This window comes from Marinobacter sp. Arc7-DN-1, assembly GCF_003441595.1.
Classification (GTDB): Bacteria; Pseudomonadota; Gammaproteobacteria; order Pseudomonadales; family Oleiphilaceae; genus Marinobacter; species Marinobacter metalliresistant.
The window spans coordinates 648,580-667,596 of sequence record NZ_CP031848.1; the positions used below are offsets into that span (position 1 = coordinate 648,580).

The window sequence follows — 19,017 nt, forward strand, 5'->3', positions numbered from 1 at the left end:
AAACTGGGTAAATTGATTGAAAAGCCCACCGGCACAGTAGATCAGCCTTAAGTCCGACGGGTTGCTAGATTCGATGAGTTATCATCAAGGCAGAAAACGGTCATGGCAGATCCATTTTCAGTGTGAAATGACAACGATAGAGGATCCAAGCAGTTGAAAACTGCTATCGGGGATTTGACGACTTAAAATAAGCGACCGGCCTCGGCTCCCACAAACGCTCTGTCCCGCATCGCTGACTACAAAATCAACAGGCTGGACGAACTAATGCCGTGGAATTACTCTGTGGGTGAGTGAAACCGGCGCTTACCTTCAAATGGGAAATGCCCGTAGAGATAGGATTATCGATTTGGTTCAAATTGGTGGCACTAAACTGCGCCCTTCGGGCACCCTATTTGAAGTGTTGAGATGGGGAAGTTGGCATGGCGTAGTGACGATTGCACTTAGCGTACTGGTAGCGGTTGCGCTTGGGGTTGATCGGGCTCCGTCCGATTTATGGCTTCCGGTGGGCTATGTCATCGGCTTTTATCTTGCATTATCTTTGGTGATCATCGCCGCAACGCCCCGACCGAACCTGTTGTTTGGTCTTTGGGTGACCATGACTCTGCTGGCGATGGCCGCAGGGTATATGGGTCTTCGCAAACTTGGACTTGCTTTCGCAGTGCCGGTGCTGTTCGCGAGTCTTGTTCTGGCGGCGCTTGCGGTCCTGGCCCCCCATTTAGGGTGGCGCGGGCGGCTGACGGTGCTCGCGGTTTCGGCGCTGGCAGGCACCGCGGCACTGTTGATTGACATGACGCGTAATACTTCGCGCAACGATCCAATGACCACCATGTCGAGCGCGCTTTATCCGCTAGAGTTGCGGCGTTTTGAGGGGCTGGTGGCAATACCTGCGGCGGATGGTGGCGCATTGGCGGTGTTGCCGGATGGGCTGTTGCTGGCTGGTGGCGACGGGAGCTTTCAGTGGCTTGCAGGGACTGAAGGTCTGAGCGGGCGAACGGCACTTCAGCTCGACTTGCCTGCACCTGCCGACCGCGCCGCCTACTTAGCGGACTTTGACGATCCCGCAAGTGCGCCACGGCTGCGGCTCACCGATGTTATATTCGCGCCCGGCGTCAGACCCACGCGGCTGTTTGCAGCGCATCAGGCATGGTCCTCGACAGAACGTTGCTACACAATGCGGGTGTCGGTTCTTGCACTGAATTGGGATGCGGGCTCCTCTCCACGAGCGGCGAACGCCTGGACGACGCTTTATGACTCCGCGCCCTGCCTGACTGCGGAGGGTCAATTTGACGACAGCGAAACCGGCGGACGACTTGCATGGGCGCAAGACGGCGCGTTATTGCTGACGCTGGGCGATGCGGGATTCAGCGGACTCGACGGCTCAATGCCATTTGCACAGGCAGAGGAAGACAACGCATATGGCAAAATCTGGCGGATCGAACCGGACACCGGCGCTGCACGGATCGTCAGCATCGGCCACCGCAATCCGCAAGGGCTCGTGGTCGCGCAGAACGGACGGATTTGGTCGTCCGAGCACGGGCCGCAGGGCGGTGACGAGATTAACTTGATTCGCGAGGGCGCAAATTACGGCTGGCCGCTGGTGACCTACGGCACCAACTACGGTTCCACCAGTTGGCCTCTCGATGTCGATGGCTTTAACCATCGCGGCTTCGCCGAACCTGCGCTTAGCTTTGTGCCGTCGGTCGCTACCTCGGCCATAATCGAAGTGACGGGGCCGATGTTTGCGCGTTGGAAGGGCGATCTGCTTCTGGCTACTCTGCGAACCAACAGACTTTACCGGCTGCGCCCCGTGGGGGACCGGATCGTCTATTCCGAAGCGATGTTCCTGGGTGAACGGCTGCGCGATCTGGCGGAGTTGCCAGATGGGAGCATCGTTGCGTGGGTCGACCGCGGCGTGTTGCTGGAACTGCGCACCGGCGCCAAAATGTCGGCGTTTGGCCGGTACTGCGAAGGTTGTCATGCGCCGACGTTTGGCGTCCCCGCAGGGCCGTCACTGGTCGGTCTGATCGGTCGCGAAATTGCCACTGTGCCCGGCTTCAGTTATTCGCCGGCGCTGACGGCACTCGGCGGTGTCTGGGATGAGGCCAGGCTCGATGCTTTCCTCCGAGACCCCCAGGCATTTGCGCCCGGAACATCGATGGTACTGCCCCCATTGGACGATGCGGTGCGCGCAGAGCTGATCGATCATTTCACGGTGGCTAACCCGGATTAATAAGGGTTGCGGACAAGGAGGTCACGCTTGTTGGACCGACGGTTAATCCGAAGCTCGCGTTATCTGAAAGCGTGAGGGGCGGAAGTTGTTTCCAGCGGTTTGACCTGTCCGAATACTCTCCTTTTACAGTTCCCTGCAAGGCCATATTTTTCATAGCGAAATCCATTTCAACCTCGAAACTTGAATTGTTGATAACTACCAGTGCCAGCTCATTCTGGCGGTCGGAACGAAAGGCTATAACCTTGACAAGTTGATTGTCTGATTCGGCATTAATTCGTAACGAACCCGGCTTGATCCAACGGGCAAAGTGACCAACAGCAAACCCGATTCCGGTTATATGGACCTCAGATGCTCTCTGGTCAACGAGTGCGATATGACTGGATTGACTAAAAAAATCGATGTCTCTGCCTTTGAAATGCGCATCGTGGCTTTGCCTGTCCCACATGTCGTACATCGCAAAATAGGCTGATGCATTGGCATAAACCAGCTCATCATGAATATGGTTGGCACGAGCCCGCAGGTTTTCCGGAGAACCGAACGGATAATCAGCGCGGCCCGGACCCTCGGAGGTCTCTGTCATCCACACCGGGATATCATAACCGGCGGCAAGTTCATAAAGCCGCTGGCGAATCCGTATCTCATCGTGATCCGGCAGCCCTCTCCCTGATGTCTGCAAAATACGCCGGACACTGGAGTAAGCAGAATCATAGGGATAAGCGTGATAAGCCAACGCACCGATATAGGAGCGCGCGTCTTCATCGGCAAGGATGGACTCGATTGTATCGATGGATTTGGCAACGGTCTCTTCAGCGGGAACAATGAATCTCGTGCGCGCAACCCCCTCTGCGCGCAACCGTTCGCCAGCGGATTTGATAATATCGACTATTTTGTGCTTCGAGCCGCCATGCAGTTCCCGGTTACCGCTCAATGGTTCGTTAAACAGTGTAATAAACCGGGGGGCGGCCCCGGTTATTTCCCGCCAGTGTAAAACACCGGCGGCTACATATTCGGCGACTTCCTGAAGATAGCGACTGTAATCTCTTTCACGCAGCTCATCCATCCAGCGCAATTCCCGCCGCATGTCTATCTTCAGGCCAAGCGAATAATTGCTGAAACCATAGGCTCTGGCAGGACGTACAAGCAGATCGTGCATCGCGTTTGATGTTTCCCACTGAAAACCATCCTTGTTGATCAGCATGGGGTCGTCGTTGTCGTTGGCCGGCTCCAGCCACAACTCCAGGCTGCCAAGCGTCAGGCCCACGTCATGATAGACCGCCTTGATGGCCTGGTGCCTTAACGTTTCGCCCAGCATGTCGCGCAGCCCGTTTTCCGTCAGCATGATCCCGGCAAGGGTTGTCGCGCCAAATCCGGCTATTTCCTGGTATTCGATGGCGTTGTCTATTCGCACGGTGACAGGCACATCCATTTTCCCGGAACCGGTTTCCAAAGAAGCGGCGAAGCAGGCACCGGAAATCAGGACGGATGCGATTGTTACCAGTCGAAGGAATCCTGAAAATTTAACGCAGACCGATTTTTCGGGACAGACATGACTTTCGTTTTTATTGTTCTGCCTTGTGAGCTTTATCAACATGTCAGTAAGCACCGGGTGAATACAACAGAGACTTTTTCTGCTTCTGATACACATGCCCGGATAGTATAATCTCGCCGGATTTCACTATAGAAACTCAGACATCAATGACAGGCAGACCAATGAATTTCAGGAGATGCGCAAGGCATTTGTTGCTGTTCACAGTGGCATTAATACTGATTTACGCCTTTTGCCAACTGCTACCCGACAAACCACTTATGCAGGCGCTCTCGATTGGCACCGCTTACACAAGCCTTCTCTACTTCGCTGTTACCCTGTCTATCGGGCCGGCGAACCTGATACGCTCCAGGCGCAATCCGCTGTCAAGCCTTCTGCGGCGGGATCTTGGCATCTGGTCCGGTATACTGGCCCTCGCGCACACCATCACAGGATTGCAGGTCCATTTCAAGGGCAGGCTTATCCAATATTTTATCTACCCGCCGGATGAATCGCACGTCCTTCCCTTCAGAACCGATCCGTTCGGGCTGACCAATTATATCGGGTTGATCAGTGCGCTGATAATGATCGCGCTTCTTTGCCTGTCCAATAACCGCTCCATCCGCATCATGGGTGCGTCTTCATGGAAAAAATGGCAGCGGTTGACGTATTTTCTGGTGTTGGCCATACCAATTCACGGTCTGGTCTATCAGTTGCTTGAAAAACGCATCGGGATATATACCGTGCTGTTGCTGGCAACCACGCTGATCGTCATTGCTGTGCAGGCGTCGGGCTTTATTCAGCACCGGAAACTCAAGACCTCGCGCCAGTGAGCCGGAGTGATCGGCGCTGCAGGTTCTCAGCGCCGCCGATAGATGACGATACGGTTGTAGATGACCGCCAGCACAAAGCCGGCGATAGCTCCGCTCAACGCACCGTAGAAGGCCCCCACGACCGCACCGGACCAGGTAACGCTATAACCCGGGAAGAAGTTTGCCAGCAGGCCCAGTGTCGGCCCAACATGCTCCGACCCTCCTGTCGGTCCCAGGATGATTAGCCAGACGGTTGCCACAAACAACATCAGGCCACCGACGATTCCGAAGGTCACTGCCATCACCGACGCCCGCAGACGGGCGACAGCCTGACCAATGACTTTCCACTCATCCTCTGAAAAATGCTCTTTATTCATGAAACGGTACCCTCTATCCCTGTCTGAACATTAGCCGATTGATCCATCCAGCACACCCAGGCGCCGGAGCAGTTTGCCAAGGTGTATCGATACTGTGACATTGATGGCCACAGCAATGATGAACCCGATAAGATAGCCGAATATCGCGCCCCAAAGAGCGCCCATTAACGAACCGGCCCAGGTGACGTCATAGCCGGGAAAATAATTGCCCAGCAATGCCAGGGTCACCCCGACATCTTCGCCCCCTTTCAAAAGCAGGCCTGCGGTCGCCAAAAACACCACGAAGCCGAGCATCGTGCCAAGCGCCCCGCCCAGAGCGACCGGGTCGTATTTTGCGAAGGCGTCATTCAAAAGCTCAATCGGTGATGCATCCTGAACTCGCTGTGGAACCAGACGCTCACCGCTCGCTCCATGACTCTTCTTGGCTCCCGCGTCTTCGTGATATTCCTCTTCCACATTTACATCCCAAACATCGTGGTTAGCGCCAAGAATATTCTCTGCCGCGTACATGGCAGTCACCATCGAGTGATCCTGGTTGTTATAACGATGCTGGCCGTTGCGACCAATCAGGTGGAGATTCGGAATTTGGTCTACGTAGTCACGAATGCTATCGATATTTTCTTTATAACCGTGGTCATAGACGGGATAAGCCTTTGGCACGCGTATGACCACACCGTCGATGACCTTTTCGGCGTCAATCAAACCCAGCCTGGCAGTTTCCTTTTTGCCAAGCTCAATGAGTTCTTCGTCGCTGGCGGTCCATAGTTCATCGCCTTCCTGGACAAAGTATTCAAGGCCAATGCAACTGGTTGATTTGTCAGGAATCATATAGGGACTCCAGTTGCCAAAATTCTGTATACGGCCAACTTTAACATCCGGGGAGTGGATATAAATCCAGTTATCAGGGAACAGCTCCGTCGATTCAACGACCAGCCCCACCGTCAAAAAATCGCGGTACCTGAGCCGATTGGCCGCCTCCAGGGATTCTGCGGGCGGCGGCGGGTCCATCGCATTTAGCAGTTCCCTCACCGGCATGGTGGAGATGACATGGTCAGCATCGAAACGCTCTTCTTTACCGTTGACGTCAACAACCGTAATGCCAATGACCCGCTCTCCATCACGATGTATCGTTTTCACCCAATGCTCCAGGTGCACCGGATGCCCCCTTTCTTCCAGCATGTCGGTGACCCGTTCCCACATCTGGCCAGGCCCAAGCCTGGGATAGTAGAATTCTTCGATCAGTGTCGTGATCTGATTTTTGCCGGTCAGGAGCTTGGGAGCGAGCATCGAAAGAGCCGCTTTGCCCAGATTCAGGTTCTTGATTCGTTGCGCCGCCCAATCTGCCCCGATCTGAGTGCACTTCATTCCCCAAACTTTCTCGGTGTAAGTCTTGAAGAACATCTCGAACAATCGCTTGCCAAAGCGATTGGTGACCCACTGTTCAAGGTTTTTCTCTTCACGGGAGGGGAACGCCTGGGCTTTGACGTAACTGAGGCCAACCAGGACGGACTCAAAGAGCCCCACGTTGAGCAATGCGTTCATTGGCTTTAACGGGTAATCGAAAAACTTGCCCTGGTAATAGATCCGGGACAAACGTGGTCGAACCAGAAATTCTTCAGAAAGAATATCCATCCACCAGTTATGAACCCTATCTACCTTGGTAAAAAAACGGTGGCCGCCAATGTCGAAGCGATAGCCCTTGTAATCAACCGTCCGTGATATCCCGCCGACCTGCCGGTCCATCTCAAAGACAATTGGCTCGATTCCTGCCCTCGACAACTCCAGCGCGGCGGTAAGGCCCGCAGGCCCAGCGCCGATGATCACACAGCGAACTTTGCTATCTGTTGAGCTCATTTTCTAATCTTCCCGGATTACATTGCTTCTCTGCACTAATGTGGTGGTTACGTCAGGGCTTAACTGCGGAGATAATCGCCGCCCCGGACTGGTAAACCAACCTCCCCTTCCTTGCCAGAACACCTTCACAAGTCGATATAAACTCTTTTTTCAATGCATCTACTGCTGGCCTTTCCGCCTGCCCGATTCGTTTGCGGGCAAGGCTGGAAAATGTCATTTGTAATTCCCAAAACGCCTCGGGCGACTGGATAACCGAATATTGCCCGCGCCAACTGCTGTTGATATCAGTGAAGCCTGCCGCCTCAAGCAGGTCTCTCACAGATCCCGTAAACCCATGGCGATGCCCTGTCCATTCCGCCGTCTCGCTATTGGCGCTCTCAGGGATATGTTTGTTGACCAGTTCATCCAGGAATTCGCACGCAGCCAGCTCCCGCCCGGTAAGTCGCCTGATAACGCTTCCGATTTTTCTGACCACAGCAGCCATGCCATCTTTGGACAACAACTCAGGCCGGCTTCCAACCGCGACTACCGCTTTGCCTCCAGGTTTGAGGACACGGTGTATCTCGGAAACCGCCTTTTCGGGGTTGGGAAAGTGACGCAGAGCGTACAGGGAAAGAACACTGTCGAACGAGTTGGCATCGAACTCAAGCGCCTCTGCATCCATTTTCAGGAATCGCACCGTTCCGGCCAGCCCGGCTTTTTCCGCCTTTTCTTTCGCCGTGGCAAGCATGCCGTCAGAGAGATCTATGCCAACAACCTCGCCCTGTTCACCGAGCTTGCGGGCAACTTCCAGCGCTACGATCCCCGTACCAGCGCCGATATCCAGAACTCGCTGGTCGGCCTTTATGCCCGCCATAGACATCATAGGGGTAGGTAAATGACCAGTGACCTGCTCGGTGTATTTGTCAAACAGGTCAACCACTTCGTTATAGCTGTCGGCGTCATCAAGCTTGAACAGCTTGTCGTGCGACGGGGTTACGGCCTGGTAGGAGTCGGTCATCGCAGGTCATCCATGAAATGTTTGAAAACTTCTAGAATACGATTAATCATCGCTGGAAATTATTCGGTTCGATAGGTGGGTCAAGGCTATACCCGCCTGCTTCGGAATGGGTCGGCGAGTTTATTATTCATATTAAGTAACCGGACCTTATCGATATAATCCCTGTCCCGACCGATGGCTTTCGGCGTGCTATCCCAAAATCCCTGCTGCCCCGACGACTGACTCACCGGGTAAAAAGCTGGTTGTCGCGGTATCACCTATTAGGGCCGAGACTACCGTGCAGCTTCCGTACGCCGCGCCAGCCGTGGGAGAAAACCCCACCTATCGACTTATCGTACGTATTCCTACCTAGAAATACACGCTATTTTGATGAAATTGGCCTCACGATTCAATTGAGCCCAATTGACAAACCACAAAGTCCTTGAAATCCCCCTGCAGTTTCCCAAGGGCGCATGCTCAGATGAAACCATCTTACTCAAGCTGCTGTGCATCGGTATACTGCCAGGTTCTGGCCACTTGACTCACCCGATCCAGAACCGGATTCTGGCAAAGGTTTTCAGGAGCCTATGATGGCGAGCAGGTCAGTTTTCCGTCGTTTTTAACAACCTTGATATAGGCCGGTTCCGAATGTCCAGGGTCCTCATCTCCGTAGGAGTCATACAGGTTTTTATTATTCTGACGGGGATGATACGGGCCAAAATCCTGTCCATAGTGCTTGGCCCGGCAGGTTTTGGGATCATCGCAACGATTGATCAGGTCGTGCTTACCGTCGTGCAGGTAGCCGGGTTCAGCATCCCCTTCTTTTCTATGAAGTTCATGTCAAGGGCGCATAGCGAGGGAAACCGGCGTTTCCAGACTGTGTTTTCCAGTTTTCTTCGGGGGCTATTCCTGCTCTCCATAATGGTCACCATTCTGGTTATCGGTATCACCTGGTGGCACCCGGCCCTTCTTGGTGTTGAGCTTGTCCCCTACAAGCTGTTCATTCTTCTCGCACTGCTGAATGTTCCTGCGATGATGCTGGGAATCTTTTTCGTTCATACACTGGCCGCGGCCCAGATGACATCGGCAAGTGCAACCCTGAATCTTGTGGTCACGTTCTGTCTAGCATTTGCCGCGAGCAGTGCCGCCTGGCTTTTCGGTATGGATGGCATTTATATAACTGTGGCCATTACCGGCGTTCTGACCACAATCGGATCTATTTTCTATATCAGGAAGAAGCTGTCGTTACGTGTGACTGATGCTTCCGCGGGCATCCTCAAGGAGTTGCGACGAAGTCCTGAAATCATTTCCTTTTCCCTGTACGGCCATATGGCTCTGTCGGCCTACTCGATCACGATGCTGATAGCACGTTATGAGGTTTTTTCGACCATGGGCGAGGCACAGGCCGGATTGCTGCAGGCCCTGTTCGCCATTGCACTTGCCCTGGGCGCGATATCGGGCCCGCTGAACTACCTCTACCTGACCCCCATTCTGAACCGGAACATTCCGAACGAAGATAAATTCGAGAAAGCTCACGAATTCCAGAGCCTGATGATCATCATCGTTTTCACGCTTTCCATTCCCTTTTTACTATTCCCCAATCTGGCCCTGACCTTACTCTATTCATCCGAGTTCAGGCCGGCATCCGCCCATCTCTACCTGTATGTTTTCTGGCAGAGCCTGTATTTAATTGTCAACGTCTACACACAGCTTCTGATTGGACTCGATGACGTAAGGTTCATCTCTGTCAGCTCATTGATTTCCTATATTGTCGCCATTGTGCTTGCACCTTACCTGGTTGAACTATTCGGGCTTCCCGGAGCCGCCTTCGCGTTGTCCTTAAGCGTGTTTTTAAACGGTTTGGTCATCCCGTTCAGACTGGCCGCCAAATTCCGGACAAGCATTCCCTCAGGCCTGTGGATCAGGACAATCATCTGCCTTGGCGGTATCGTTATAACAGGCCAGATATTCTCGCAACTTGAAGAGTTCTCGGTTACGGGGTTTCTGGCAAGAGTGCTCTATATCGCGTTACTGACTCCCCTGCTATGGAAATTGCTGCCGGATGAACAAAAGCGGATGATTGCCGACATGATCGGCCGGTTCAGGGCATGAGGATTGCTGTTCCTTTTCCGGGCGAGGGTTCCTGTAGCGATTTATGGACCTGTCGTTTTCGACTATACTTCTTTAACCACGATTCGACGAGATAGGGAATATCCGGCATGTCTGATACAGCCACGATGATCTGGCGTTGCCCCACTTGCCACGGCTCGCTGGGCGTAATTGACACGAATCTGCGTTGCGAGTCCTGCCAGGCGCACTACCCTGTCATTGACGGCATTCCCGATCTGCGCGTGGCGCTGGATTGCTGGATTGATCTGGACGAGGACCGCAAGAGAGCCCGGGAGGCGGCTGACCGGGTCGAACGTGACGGGCTCGAGGCCTCCATCCACCATATTTTTCGCTCCAGCCGCGGCATGGATGAACGAAAAGCCGGTTACCGTACTCGCCAGGTACTCGCCGGTGTTGGAAAATGTCAATCCCAATGCTCGGACTGGTTACGGCCCGCCCTTGAAGCCGATGGCGTCATCCTGGAAATCGGATGTGGCCCCGGTCAAATGATGGCCGCGGCAGCCAGCCTGGGGCATGAGATAACAGGGATTGATGTTTCCATGGAATGGCTGGTGATCGCCCGGCATCTGGCTGAGCACTACGGCGGCAGCCCCAAACTGGCCGCCGGTTTTGCAGAACGATTGCCGCTGGCCGACAATTCGGTCGCTGCCATTGTTTCGCTGGATGTCATCGAACATGTTGGTGATCAGGATGCGTATGTGAGCGATCTCAGGCGCGTGCTGAAGCCGGGCGGATTTTTCGCGCTGTCGACCCCGAATCGTTTCAGTCTCTCGCCAGAGCCGCATGTCAATGTCTGGGGGGTTGGCTATTTGCCCCGGCCGCTACAGGCCCGTTACGTGAAACTTGTCAGGAACCAGCCCTATACATTTACCCGTCTGCTGAGTGTCTGGGAAACGAAAAGGCTGTTTTCCGGGGCAAGGGGTTTCGACGCCAGAGTCGTGTTTCCGGCTATTCCGGAGCATGAACTTTCGGGCTTCACCAGCTCCAGGAAAAGACTGGCGCTTATCTACAATTGGTTGGTTGGGATACCACTGACGAAACTGTTCCTGCCGTTTTTCGGTGCCTATTACCGTGTATGGGGCAACATCAAAAATTGAAAGACACCCTGACTGCCAGTCAATCAAGGACGACACCAGAATGACACCACGACTGCGACGGCATTACTCAAATCCATTTCTCGCGAATCGCCCATGGCAGCCTGCCATCGCGCAATGGATAGACCATCCCGCAGCTGTTCCGCTGGCCATTCTGGCCCTTGCGGTTTTTTACCTTGTCACGTTGGTGAAAGGGCAGAACTGGAGCGGCGATTTCAGCCTCTATATTCTTCACGCCCAAAACCTGGTGGAGGGCAGGCATTATCTCGATACCGGTTACCTGTTGAACCCGGTTTCAAAATTCGTCGGGCCCTACGGTTACCCCCCTGTTTTCCCGTTACTGCTTGCTCCGGTGTATGCCTTGTACGGCCTCGACCTGGAGGCGCTGAAATGGGTTGGCGTTCTCTCCTTCGGCTTGTCGTTATGGCTGGCGGCCAAGGTATTCGAGCTCCGCCTTGAGCGACGCTTTGTTTTTTTTCTTGTGCTTGTTGTCGGCCTAAACCCCTACATCTGGGATTTCACCAACCTTATCCGCGCCGATTTCACCTTCATGGTGTTCTGTTATCTCTCGCTTTTGCTGATGCTGCGTTTTCTCGCCGGCGACCCGGGCAGGCCTCAGACTCCCGGCAGACAAATAACGGCGGGCGTCCTGATTGGTCTCTCCATGTACCTGGCATTCGGCGCCCGTGAAATCGGTGTTGTCCTGCCACTGACACTGCTGACGTACGACATTGTGTGCAGGCGGCGGATCTCGCTGCTGAGCATCGTTGCCCTGGGGATTTTCGCAATATTGGCCTGGTTGCAGAGCCTCTGGTTTTCAGCCTCTTTTGTCCCCGGGCATTTTGAGGAGAACCTGAAACACCTGACTGACAAATACTCCTCGCCCGCTGGGCTGAATCACCTGAGCTTTGTGGATCTTGATCCACGAAATATCCTGGAGCGGATTATCGGTTATCGGTGGGCATTACAGGGCTTCTGGCCCCCCTCCTCCAGCGCCTTCATCAACACATTGAATGAGCTGCTGTTCAACCTGTTCAGCCTGCTCGCTATTGGTGGCTATATTCTGGCGCTGCTTTGCAGAATAACGGTCGTGGAAATCTTTCTTGCCGGATATATCGCGGTACTGTTGCTTTTCGGTGCCGCTCCGACCATACGCTACCTGACCCCCATATTCCCTTTTTTCCTGTATTACGGATTTCTTTTTTGCCAGGAGACAATTTTTCCTCATCTGCCGAGGCTGAAATACCTTGTGGCCGGAGGGTATTTCCTGCTTCTGGCGACTATCAGTTTACCGGTCATGACCAACATGGAGTATCCGCAGCTGGAGCGCGGTATTACCCATCCGGATGCAGAAGCCATGTTCCGATTTATCAGGGAAGAGACCAGGCAAGACGATACCATTGTTTTCATCAAGCCCAGGATTATGGCGTTGATGACTGGCCGCAACAGCGCGACATGGCCATCGAGGAGATACAGCAGTCCTGAGTCCATGAACGACTTCTTCGAAGCCGTGGGCGCCGATTACTACGTTGACATGAACCTCGCTGCGTGGATGCTCCCACTTACCCATTCGGAGCGCCCAAGCAACTGTTTCAGCCCGGCTTTCAAAAACGACTACTTCGTTGTTTACCGTTACGGCAAAAGATACTGCCCGGAGCTGGAGTGACTGAGTCCTTTGGAATACACACCTGCCCTGAGGGCAGCGGAACCGGCCGGCGCCAACCGTCCAACGTTCACCAGATGCGGGGATAATTGTGCGACTCTGTATGGTGACCACCTTCTACCCGCCATACAACTTTGGTGGGGACGGCATATTTGTCCGGGAACTGGCCCTCTCACTGGCCAGGCTTGGGCACTACGTGCGCGTTATCCATTGCGAGGATGCTTACCGGCTCAATGCGAACTCAAGCGATCCGGGGCTCCCCCAGCGATACAACGATCAGGGCGTAGACGTATGCCGGCTGAAAAGCTCCATGGGCCCACTATCTCCCTTGTTGACCCAGCAACTCGGGCATCCCGGCCTGAAAACCGGCGCCCTTGTCGAGCTGCTCAAGGACGATTTTGATGTTATCAATTATCACAATATTTCGCTGATTGGCGGGCCTGCCGTACTCTCTCTGGGCAATGCCCCGGTAAAGCTCTATACCCTGCATGAACACTGGCTGGTGTGTGCTACCCATATATTCTGGAAAAATGGCGTCAGGCGTTGTGACTCCCGCCAGTGCCTGCAATGTTGTTTACGTTCTGGCATACCGCCCCAGATCTGGCGATACACAGGCCTGACGAAGCGTCATCTCGAAAAGATTGATTGCCTGATTGCACCCAGTCAATTCACTGCGGACCAGCACCAGCAACTCTATCCCGGCGTCCCGATTCGCATTATCCCGCTTTACTCACGGCTGGAGCCATCGAAGGAAATAACTGGCACAAGGAACGATCAGGGACCTCCCTGCTTCGTCTACAGCGGTCGCATCACCGCATCCAAGGGCGTGGAATCCTTGCTTGAAACCTTCACGACACTGGAGGATTACCAGCTGATACTTGCCGGTGAAGGTGATGCCCTGCCGCGTTTAAAGGAGCGTTTCGCCCGGTATCCGAATATCCATTTTGCCGGCAGGCTTAATGAAACGTCCCTGATCCAGCTCTACAGCAATGCCACGGCACTGCTCTTTCCGTCGCTTGCGCCCGAGACATTCGGCTTGACGGCGGTTGAGGCCATGGCCTGTGGCACTCCGGCGATTGTCAGGGATGCCGGTGGCTGCGCGGAAATCATCGAAACAACCAGAGCCGGTTTTGTTTATCGGCAGGACAGTGAGCTTCCTGCCTTGCTGCACCGGATCGTCCGGGAGCCGGGTTTGCGTCAGCGGTTGTCAGAGCTGGCCCAGAGCGGAAGCCGGAAACTCTACACCCGTCAGCGGTACCTGGATGATTATCTGGCCGTGATTGATGAACTGCGAAGCAGCCGCGGAACAGCAGGCGAGCAGCACTCCAGGACACTTCAGGGTCATGACCGATGAAAGACCAGCCAAGTGCTTCCGAACCACTGCTCATGATTGCCATCGCTTCCAGCAGTACACAGGGCGATCACGCCGGCCTTCTTGAAAGCCTGGCAAGCGCCGGATTGTTGAACCAGCCCGACATCAGGGTATGTATTGCACTGGCAGACGAGCAGGCCATGGATAGCCCGGCCGACAACCTGTCGCTGTTCAGAGTTTCCAGCCGCACGCCTTTTTTTGAACAGTATGCGACTATCATCCAACAGACCGGCAGCCGCTATATCGCTCTATTGGATGCCTCCTGCCCGCCCACGGAAGGGTGGCTTCGTGCAGTACGCCAGATGATGCGGAACAAGACGCCGGTGTTTTATGGCCCGGTCAACAGTGGCTGGCCTGGCAAGGATTCCCGCAACATCGGTTATCTGATCGAATACGCCCAATTCCGGGAGCCTCTCGACCCGGCGTTGCCGGAATACCCGGGCAACAATATCGCGTTCCGGCGTGATTTGCTCCGAGAGGTCCCCCTCGTGGGCTCGGGTTTTCAGAAAACCTTTTTCCTGCGCCAGGTGCGGGATAAGCTGGGCATCACACCCGCAGCATGCAACGACATGGCCGTAATCTATCGAAAGCAGTATTCATGGAGTTATTACCTGCGCAGGCGCTACCATCACGGTCGCCTCTATGGCGCAAGCCACGCCGAAATACTGGGTTATCGCCGCCTCCTCTACGCGGTTGGAATAGTCATACTCCCCCTGCTCCGATATAGTCGTATACTGCGAGCGTCAAGTCGGGCGCCAGCGCTGTCAGGGAATGTGATGCGGTTTTCCGTTCCCATTCTGATATCCGAGTGTGCCTGGTCCATGGGAGAGTGTGCCGGTTATATCGCTGGTGCCCCGGACGACGGGGTGTTTCTGGATTAGAGATAACAGGGAGAGGTTCTACATTGAGTCACATGCAAAACGAAAAGGACAGGGACGTTACCTATTCCGTCGTCATCGGCCGGGTGAGCACGGAAGATGACGAACGAATACTGGAAACTCTTGAGTCCCTTTACAAACAGGATGAAGCTCCATCACTGGAAGTGCTGCTTGCTGATCGAATCAGCGATCATGTTTCACAGCGGATTCGCAGCGAGTATCCGGACGTGACGATCATCGAATGTCCATCGACAACGGACCTTCCCACCATGCGCACACTGGCGACGAAGCAGGCAACGGGAGATTTCGTGCTGGTGACCGAAGATCACTGCGTGCCGCCCCGGGACTGGCTAAAGCAGTTTGCCCGGGCATTTGCCGAACACCCCGAGGCTTCCGCAATTGGCGGCAGTGTGGTTAATGGCGTAACGGATACAGCTCTCGACTGGGCCACCTTCCTGTGTGAATACGCGCCCATGTCTCCCCCGATCGAGAGCGGACCCACCCCAAACCTTGCGGGCATGAATGTCGCCTACCGGCGCGAGATTTTCGAGGAGGTGGACGAGCAGATACTGACATCGGGATTCTGGGAAACCACCTTGCACCCCTTGTTGCACAAACGGGGGCACATCCTTGTTGCCGACGACAAGGTGCGTATTTTTCACTGCAAGAAATTCAGTCTTGGTCTGTTCCTGAGGCAGCGGTTTGTCTATTCAAGGTACTATGCAGGGATACGTTTCGCCTCCGGGCAGAAAGCGAAGCGACTGACATACGCAATGGCATCGGTCGTCCTGCCGCCGCTGCTAACGTTCCGGTTTTTTCAGAACGCGCGCCATAAGGCCAGTGTCCGTTCCCACCTGGCTGAGGCCGCGCCTTATTTAATGTTGTTTTATCTTGTCTGGGGTGTTGGGGAAGCCTGGGGCTACCTGTTTGGGCCACGGGATGCCCTGCAAGAGATCGAATAGCGGCACGGGATTCGGGCAATAATTTCGTGCCGCGGCGCATTACAGATCGGGGTTCTCGGCCAAAAGCTCTTCAAAATAGGCTATCGTTTTTGTCAGCCCTTCCTTTAATTCAATCGTTGGTTGCCAACCCAGTTCGGTTCTGGCTTTGGTGATATCCGGACAGCGTTGCCTGGGGTCGTCCTGAGGCAGCGGCAGGTAGTTGATGCGCGACCCTGAGCCGGTAAGATCAATGACATGTTCCGCCAACTGTTTGATCGTAAACTCATTCGGATTGCCCAGGTTGGTGGGGCCAATGATGTCATCCGGCGTTCGCATCATCCTGACAAAGCCATCAATCAAATCATCGCAGTAGCAGAATGATCGCGTCTGACTGCCGTCACCGTAGATGGTGATAGCTTCATTCTTCAGAGCCTGCATAATAAAATTCGAAACAACCCGCCCGTCGTGGGGATGCATACGGGGACCGTAAGTATTGAAGATCCGAACAATCTTAATGCCCAGTTGATGTTCTTTCCGGTAATCCATGAATAGGGTTTCAGCGCAACGCTTGCCTTCGTCATAGCACGAACGCGGACCTATCGGGTTAACATTGCCCCAATAGTCTTCCGTTTGCGGATGAACCGTGGGATCGCCATAGACTTCGCTTGTGGACGCCTGCAATATTCGGGCGCCAATGCGTTTGGCAAGGCCAAGCATATTGGTGCTGCCATTGACATTAACCTTGGTGGTCTGCGTAGGGTCCCGTTGGTAATGAACCGGACTGGCGGGGCAAGCCAGGTTATAGATTTCATCGGCCTCCAGGTAGAGCGGAAAGCAGATGTCATGGCGGATAACCTCAAAATAGGGGTTATCCAGCAAATGGATAATATTGCGCTTTTGCCCGGTGAAGAAGTTGTCAACGCAGATAACTTCATGGCCTTCACCTAGAAGGCGCTCACAAAGATGGCTACCGAGAAACCCTGCTCCACCCGTTACAATGACCCTGTTTTTCATGCTACCCGCCCACTTGTTTGAATCTTGTTGCGCACCTTGATTCCGTTGTCGAGCCCAACTCGCTTTTAGCCCGGCCGGTCCAAAACTACAAAATTACGGTCCCTGTCGCTCTCATACACGGCATTTGGTATTGCTATGCTGCGAAGGCCATCTTCCGCTGTCGCGATAGCGCCTGCTGGCCCACCGCTCGCCAGGCTGACGAAATCGTGGAACTCCTCGACAAAGGTCTGCACAACGGTCGATTGCCAGCCCTTGAATTTTTCCCGGAAAATGGCGGGTATATAGAAGTTTCTCTTCTTATGGGCCTGCCCCCCTGGTTTGTCCATCGTAATGATGGTCGAGCTCATCGGGGCGTAATAAGCGCGAGCCATGCCGAGATCGCCGTAGGCTTCAACGTAGAAGTGATAGCCTTTCCATTCAGTCCAGCTACTATGGAGACTTCCCATGATGCCGGACTGAGTGCGCAGGTGGACAAAGGCGTTATCTTCGGTGCGGTCAAGTTGCCAGGTTTTTGTGCTGGTCATGCCCGACACATCGCTTACCCTGTCGTCCATCAGGTAACAGATCAAGTCCAGGGTATGGATGCCGTTATCCATGAGCGTGCCACCACCCATCTTATCCTTGTCGTACATCCATTCCGATTTGAATTCGGACAGGCCGGTATGCCCGGCGTAACCTTTGACATAACGTAACGTGCCCAAAGCCCCGCTCTGGATGGCAGCTTTCACTTCCTTGATGGCCGCGAAATAGCGATGGTTAAAACCGACAGTCAACAGTTTTCCGCAGCGCTTGGCTGTTTCAACCATCTGCTCACAGTCCGCAAGCGAGCTGGCCATCGGTTTTTCCACGATTACGTGTTTACCGTTTTCCAGTGCGGTCAGCGCAAGATCTTTGTGAAAGTGGGTGGGTGTAGAAATGATGATCGCATCGCAAGCATCTGACTTCAGGAGCTGTTCTGCGTCTTTGAACACACTGACATGACCAGGCAGCTTGGCCAGGGCCGCTGAATCAAGGTCGAAGGCGGCTGTCAGTTCACATTCAGTGGACACCTCAAGGGCCTGTTTACGCACCTCGCCAATACCGCCAAGCCCTATAAGTCCAAAGCGCATCATGCCTGATCAACTCCCTTTGATTCCATTGAATATGGTGACTTGCCCAGTATCATCTCAAATGCTGGCCCGACCCAGATCAGCAATTGGCGCAATACGGGCAGGCGTGCAACTAACATATAGGTCTTAATCAGAAGTCTGTCGATTGCCGGATAATGCCCTTCCTCATCCAGAGCCACCATCCTTGGAGATAGCATTTGGGCGTGCAATCCACTTTGTCTAGCATAGCGGATGATGCGCCCTGGTGAAATCAAATTGATAAAGCGCAGTGAGTCGACGCCTCGCAGACGCTTTACCAGTCGGCTACGCAGTTTTCCGGGAAAGTAACCGACGGCCCAGAGCCTGGTGCTCGGATGGGGGCCAAGGCAGAATTTATTGCTGCCGGCAAGCCATAACTTGCCGCCTGTCTTGAGAAGCCGTCCCAGTGCCACCAGTGTGTTGTCCACCGAGTACACATTTTCCAACAGATCGGTTGCGGTGATTTTTGAAAAATACCCGTCGGGAAACGGGGGCGCCTCAATGTCCGCACACACCAAAGTCGCGGTTATCCCCTGCTCCTTCAATCGCTGCTGGCAGATGACAAGCCAGCGTAACGCGATATCCACCCCGTAGATGTGGGAGCAATGCTCCGCAGCCGCAATAAGAGCGCCTCCGGTACCACACCCTGCATCCAGGAAAACATCGCCAGAGGACACGCCCAAGCGAGCCAGACTTTGTTGCGCCTGCCTGGGGCCATTGAGGTGATAGGCTTTATAGCGGGTTGCCAGGGCTGGAGGAACATCGTCGGTGATCTCATAGTAATAATCCAGCATGGCGGAAAAATTCTGCTCAGCTTCCGTCACCAGGCGTTTCGCTTTTGCCCGCTCCTGCTGCAGGCTGAGGTAAGGATCAGACCTGATGCGAAAATCCGCGATGCCGAAAATAACCGGGTACTCCCTGTTACAGCGTGAGCATTGATAGTGATCCGTTTGCGCTGACAGCTTTGTTCGGCATTGCGGGCAGACAAAAAAATTTTCACCTCCAGTATTTAAGCGCACGC

Annotated in this window: 15 protein-coding genes; 8 read left to right on the forward strand and 7 right to left on the reverse strand. The window is 54.2% G+C overall.

Annotated elements, in window-relative coordinates:
* Nucleotides 1-427 precede the first annotated feature (427 nt).
* Nucleotides 428-2,230 carry a PQQ-dependent sugar dehydrogenase gene (locus tag D0851_RS03040; protein ID WP_162893671.1) on the forward strand — a complete coding sequence of 601 codons (1,803 nt, stop codon included), beginning with the start codon at nucleotides 428-430 and terminating at the stop codon, nucleotides 2,228-2,230.
* Here D0851_RS03040 and D0851_RS03045 read toward each other — a convergent pair.
* The gene (locus tag D0851_RS03045; protein ID WP_117617298.1) at nucleotides 2,217-3,821 is read right to left on the reverse strand and encodes a hypothetical protein; all 1,605 of its coding nucleotides are present in this window, start codon (nucleotides 3,819-3,821) and stop codon (nucleotides 2,217-2,219) included. The two genes, D0851_RS03040 and D0851_RS03045, sit on opposite strands and share 14 nt — an antisense overlap.
* Before the next feature lie 215 nt (nucleotides 3,822-4,036).
* Between D0851_RS03045 and D0851_RS03050 the strand changes: the two genes are divergently transcribed.
* Nucleotides 4,037-4,588, forward strand: coding sequence for a ferric reductase-like transmembrane domain-containing protein (locus D0851_RS03050; protein ID WP_162893672.1), 552 nt, complete (start codon nucleotides 4,037-4,039; stop codon nucleotides 4,586-4,588).
* A gap of 26 nt (nucleotides 4,589-4,614) precedes the next feature.
* On the opposite strand, the gene D0851_RS03055 is transcribed toward D0851_RS03050, so the two are convergent.
* Genes D0851_RS03055 through D0851_RS03065 form a run of 3 tightly spaced genes read right to left on the reverse strand, consistent with a single transcriptional unit; the run spans nucleotide 4,615 to nucleotide 7,798 of the window.
* Entirely contained in the window at nucleotides 4,615-4,944 is a 330-nt protein-coding gene (locus tag D0851_RS03055) for a hypothetical protein (RefSeq protein ID WP_117617300.1), read from the reverse strand.
* 30 nt (nucleotides 4,945-4,974) lie between these two features.
* Nucleotides 4,975-6,798 carry an NAD(P)/FAD-dependent oxidoreductase gene (locus D0851_RS03060; RefSeq protein ID WP_117617301.1) on the reverse strand — a complete coding sequence of 608 codons (1,824 nt, stop codon included), beginning with the start codon at nucleotides 6,796-6,798 and terminating at the stop codon, nucleotides 4,975-4,977.
* 52 nt (nucleotides 6,799-6,850) lie between these two features.
* A complete protein-coding gene (locus tag D0851_RS03065; protein ID WP_117617302.1) occupies nucleotides 6,851-7,798 on the reverse strand; it encodes a class I SAM-dependent methyltransferase in 948 nt (315 codons plus the stop codon).
* Nucleotides 7,799-8,509: 711 nt separating this feature from the next.
* Here D0851_RS03065 and D0851_RS03070 point away from each other — a divergent pair.
* From D0851_RS03070 to D0851_RS03095, 6 genes are all read left to right on the forward strand, one after another.
* Nucleotides 8,510-9,889 (forward strand): hypothetical protein, encoded by a 1,380-nt coding sequence (locus D0851_RS03070; RefSeq protein WP_227539427.1) that lies wholly within the window; start codon nucleotides 8,510-8,512, stop codon nucleotides 9,887-9,889.
* A gap of 107 nt (nucleotides 9,890-9,996) precedes the next feature.
* Entirely contained in the window at nucleotides 9,997-11,004 is a 1,008-nt protein-coding gene (locus tag D0851_RS03075) for a methyltransferase domain-containing protein (RefSeq protein ID WP_117617304.1), read from the forward strand.
* Nucleotides 11,005-11,044: 40 nt separating this feature from the next.
* Nucleotides 11,045-12,667, forward strand: a complete 1,623-nt coding sequence (locus D0851_RS03080) for a hypothetical protein (protein WP_117617305.1) — start codon at nucleotides 11,045-11,047, stop codon at nucleotides 12,665-12,667.
* 88 nt (nucleotides 12,668-12,755) lie between these two features.
* Nucleotides 12,756-14,018, forward strand: coding sequence for a glycosyltransferase family 4 protein (locus tag D0851_RS03085; protein ID WP_162893673.1), 1,263 nt, complete (start codon nucleotides 12,756-12,758; stop codon nucleotides 14,016-14,018).
* Nucleotides 14,015-14,917 carry a hypothetical protein gene (locus D0851_RS03090; protein ID WP_117617307.1) on the forward strand — a complete coding sequence of 301 codons (903 nt, stop codon included), beginning with the start codon at nucleotides 14,015-14,017 and terminating at the stop codon, nucleotides 14,915-14,917. Before D0851_RS03085 ends, D0851_RS03090 begins: the two co-directional genes overlap by 4 nt.
* Nucleotides 14,918-14,949: 32 nt before the next feature.
* Entirely contained in the window at nucleotides 14,950-15,876 is a 927-nt protein-coding gene (locus tag D0851_RS03095; RefSeq protein WP_117617308.1) for a glycosyltransferase, read from the forward strand.
* A 39-nt stretch (nucleotides 15,877-15,915) separates the two neighbouring features.
* Here the strand turns inward: D0851_RS03095 and D0851_RS03100 are convergent, their stop codons facing one another.
* From D0851_RS03100 to D0851_RS03110, 3 genes are all read right to left on the reverse strand, one after another.
* Nucleotides 15,916-16,869 (reverse strand): UDP-glucuronic acid decarboxylase family protein, encoded by a 954-nt coding sequence (locus D0851_RS03100; RefSeq protein WP_117617309.1) that lies wholly within the window; start codon nucleotides 16,867-16,869, stop codon nucleotides 15,916-15,918.
* A gap of 65 nt (nucleotides 16,870-16,934) precedes the next feature.
* A complete protein-coding gene (locus D0851_RS03105) occupies nucleotides 16,935-17,981 on the reverse strand; it encodes a Gfo/Idh/MocA family protein (RefSeq protein ID WP_117617310.1) in 1,047 nt (348 codons plus the stop codon).
* Nucleotides 17,978-19,015, reverse strand: a complete 1,038-nt coding sequence (locus D0851_RS03110) for a methyltransferase domain-containing protein (protein WP_162893675.1) — start codon at nucleotides 19,013-19,015, stop codon at nucleotides 17,978-17,980. Before D0851_RS03110 ends, D0851_RS03105 begins: the two co-directional genes overlap by 4 nt.
* Nucleotides 19,016-19,017: the final 2 nt, after the last annotated feature.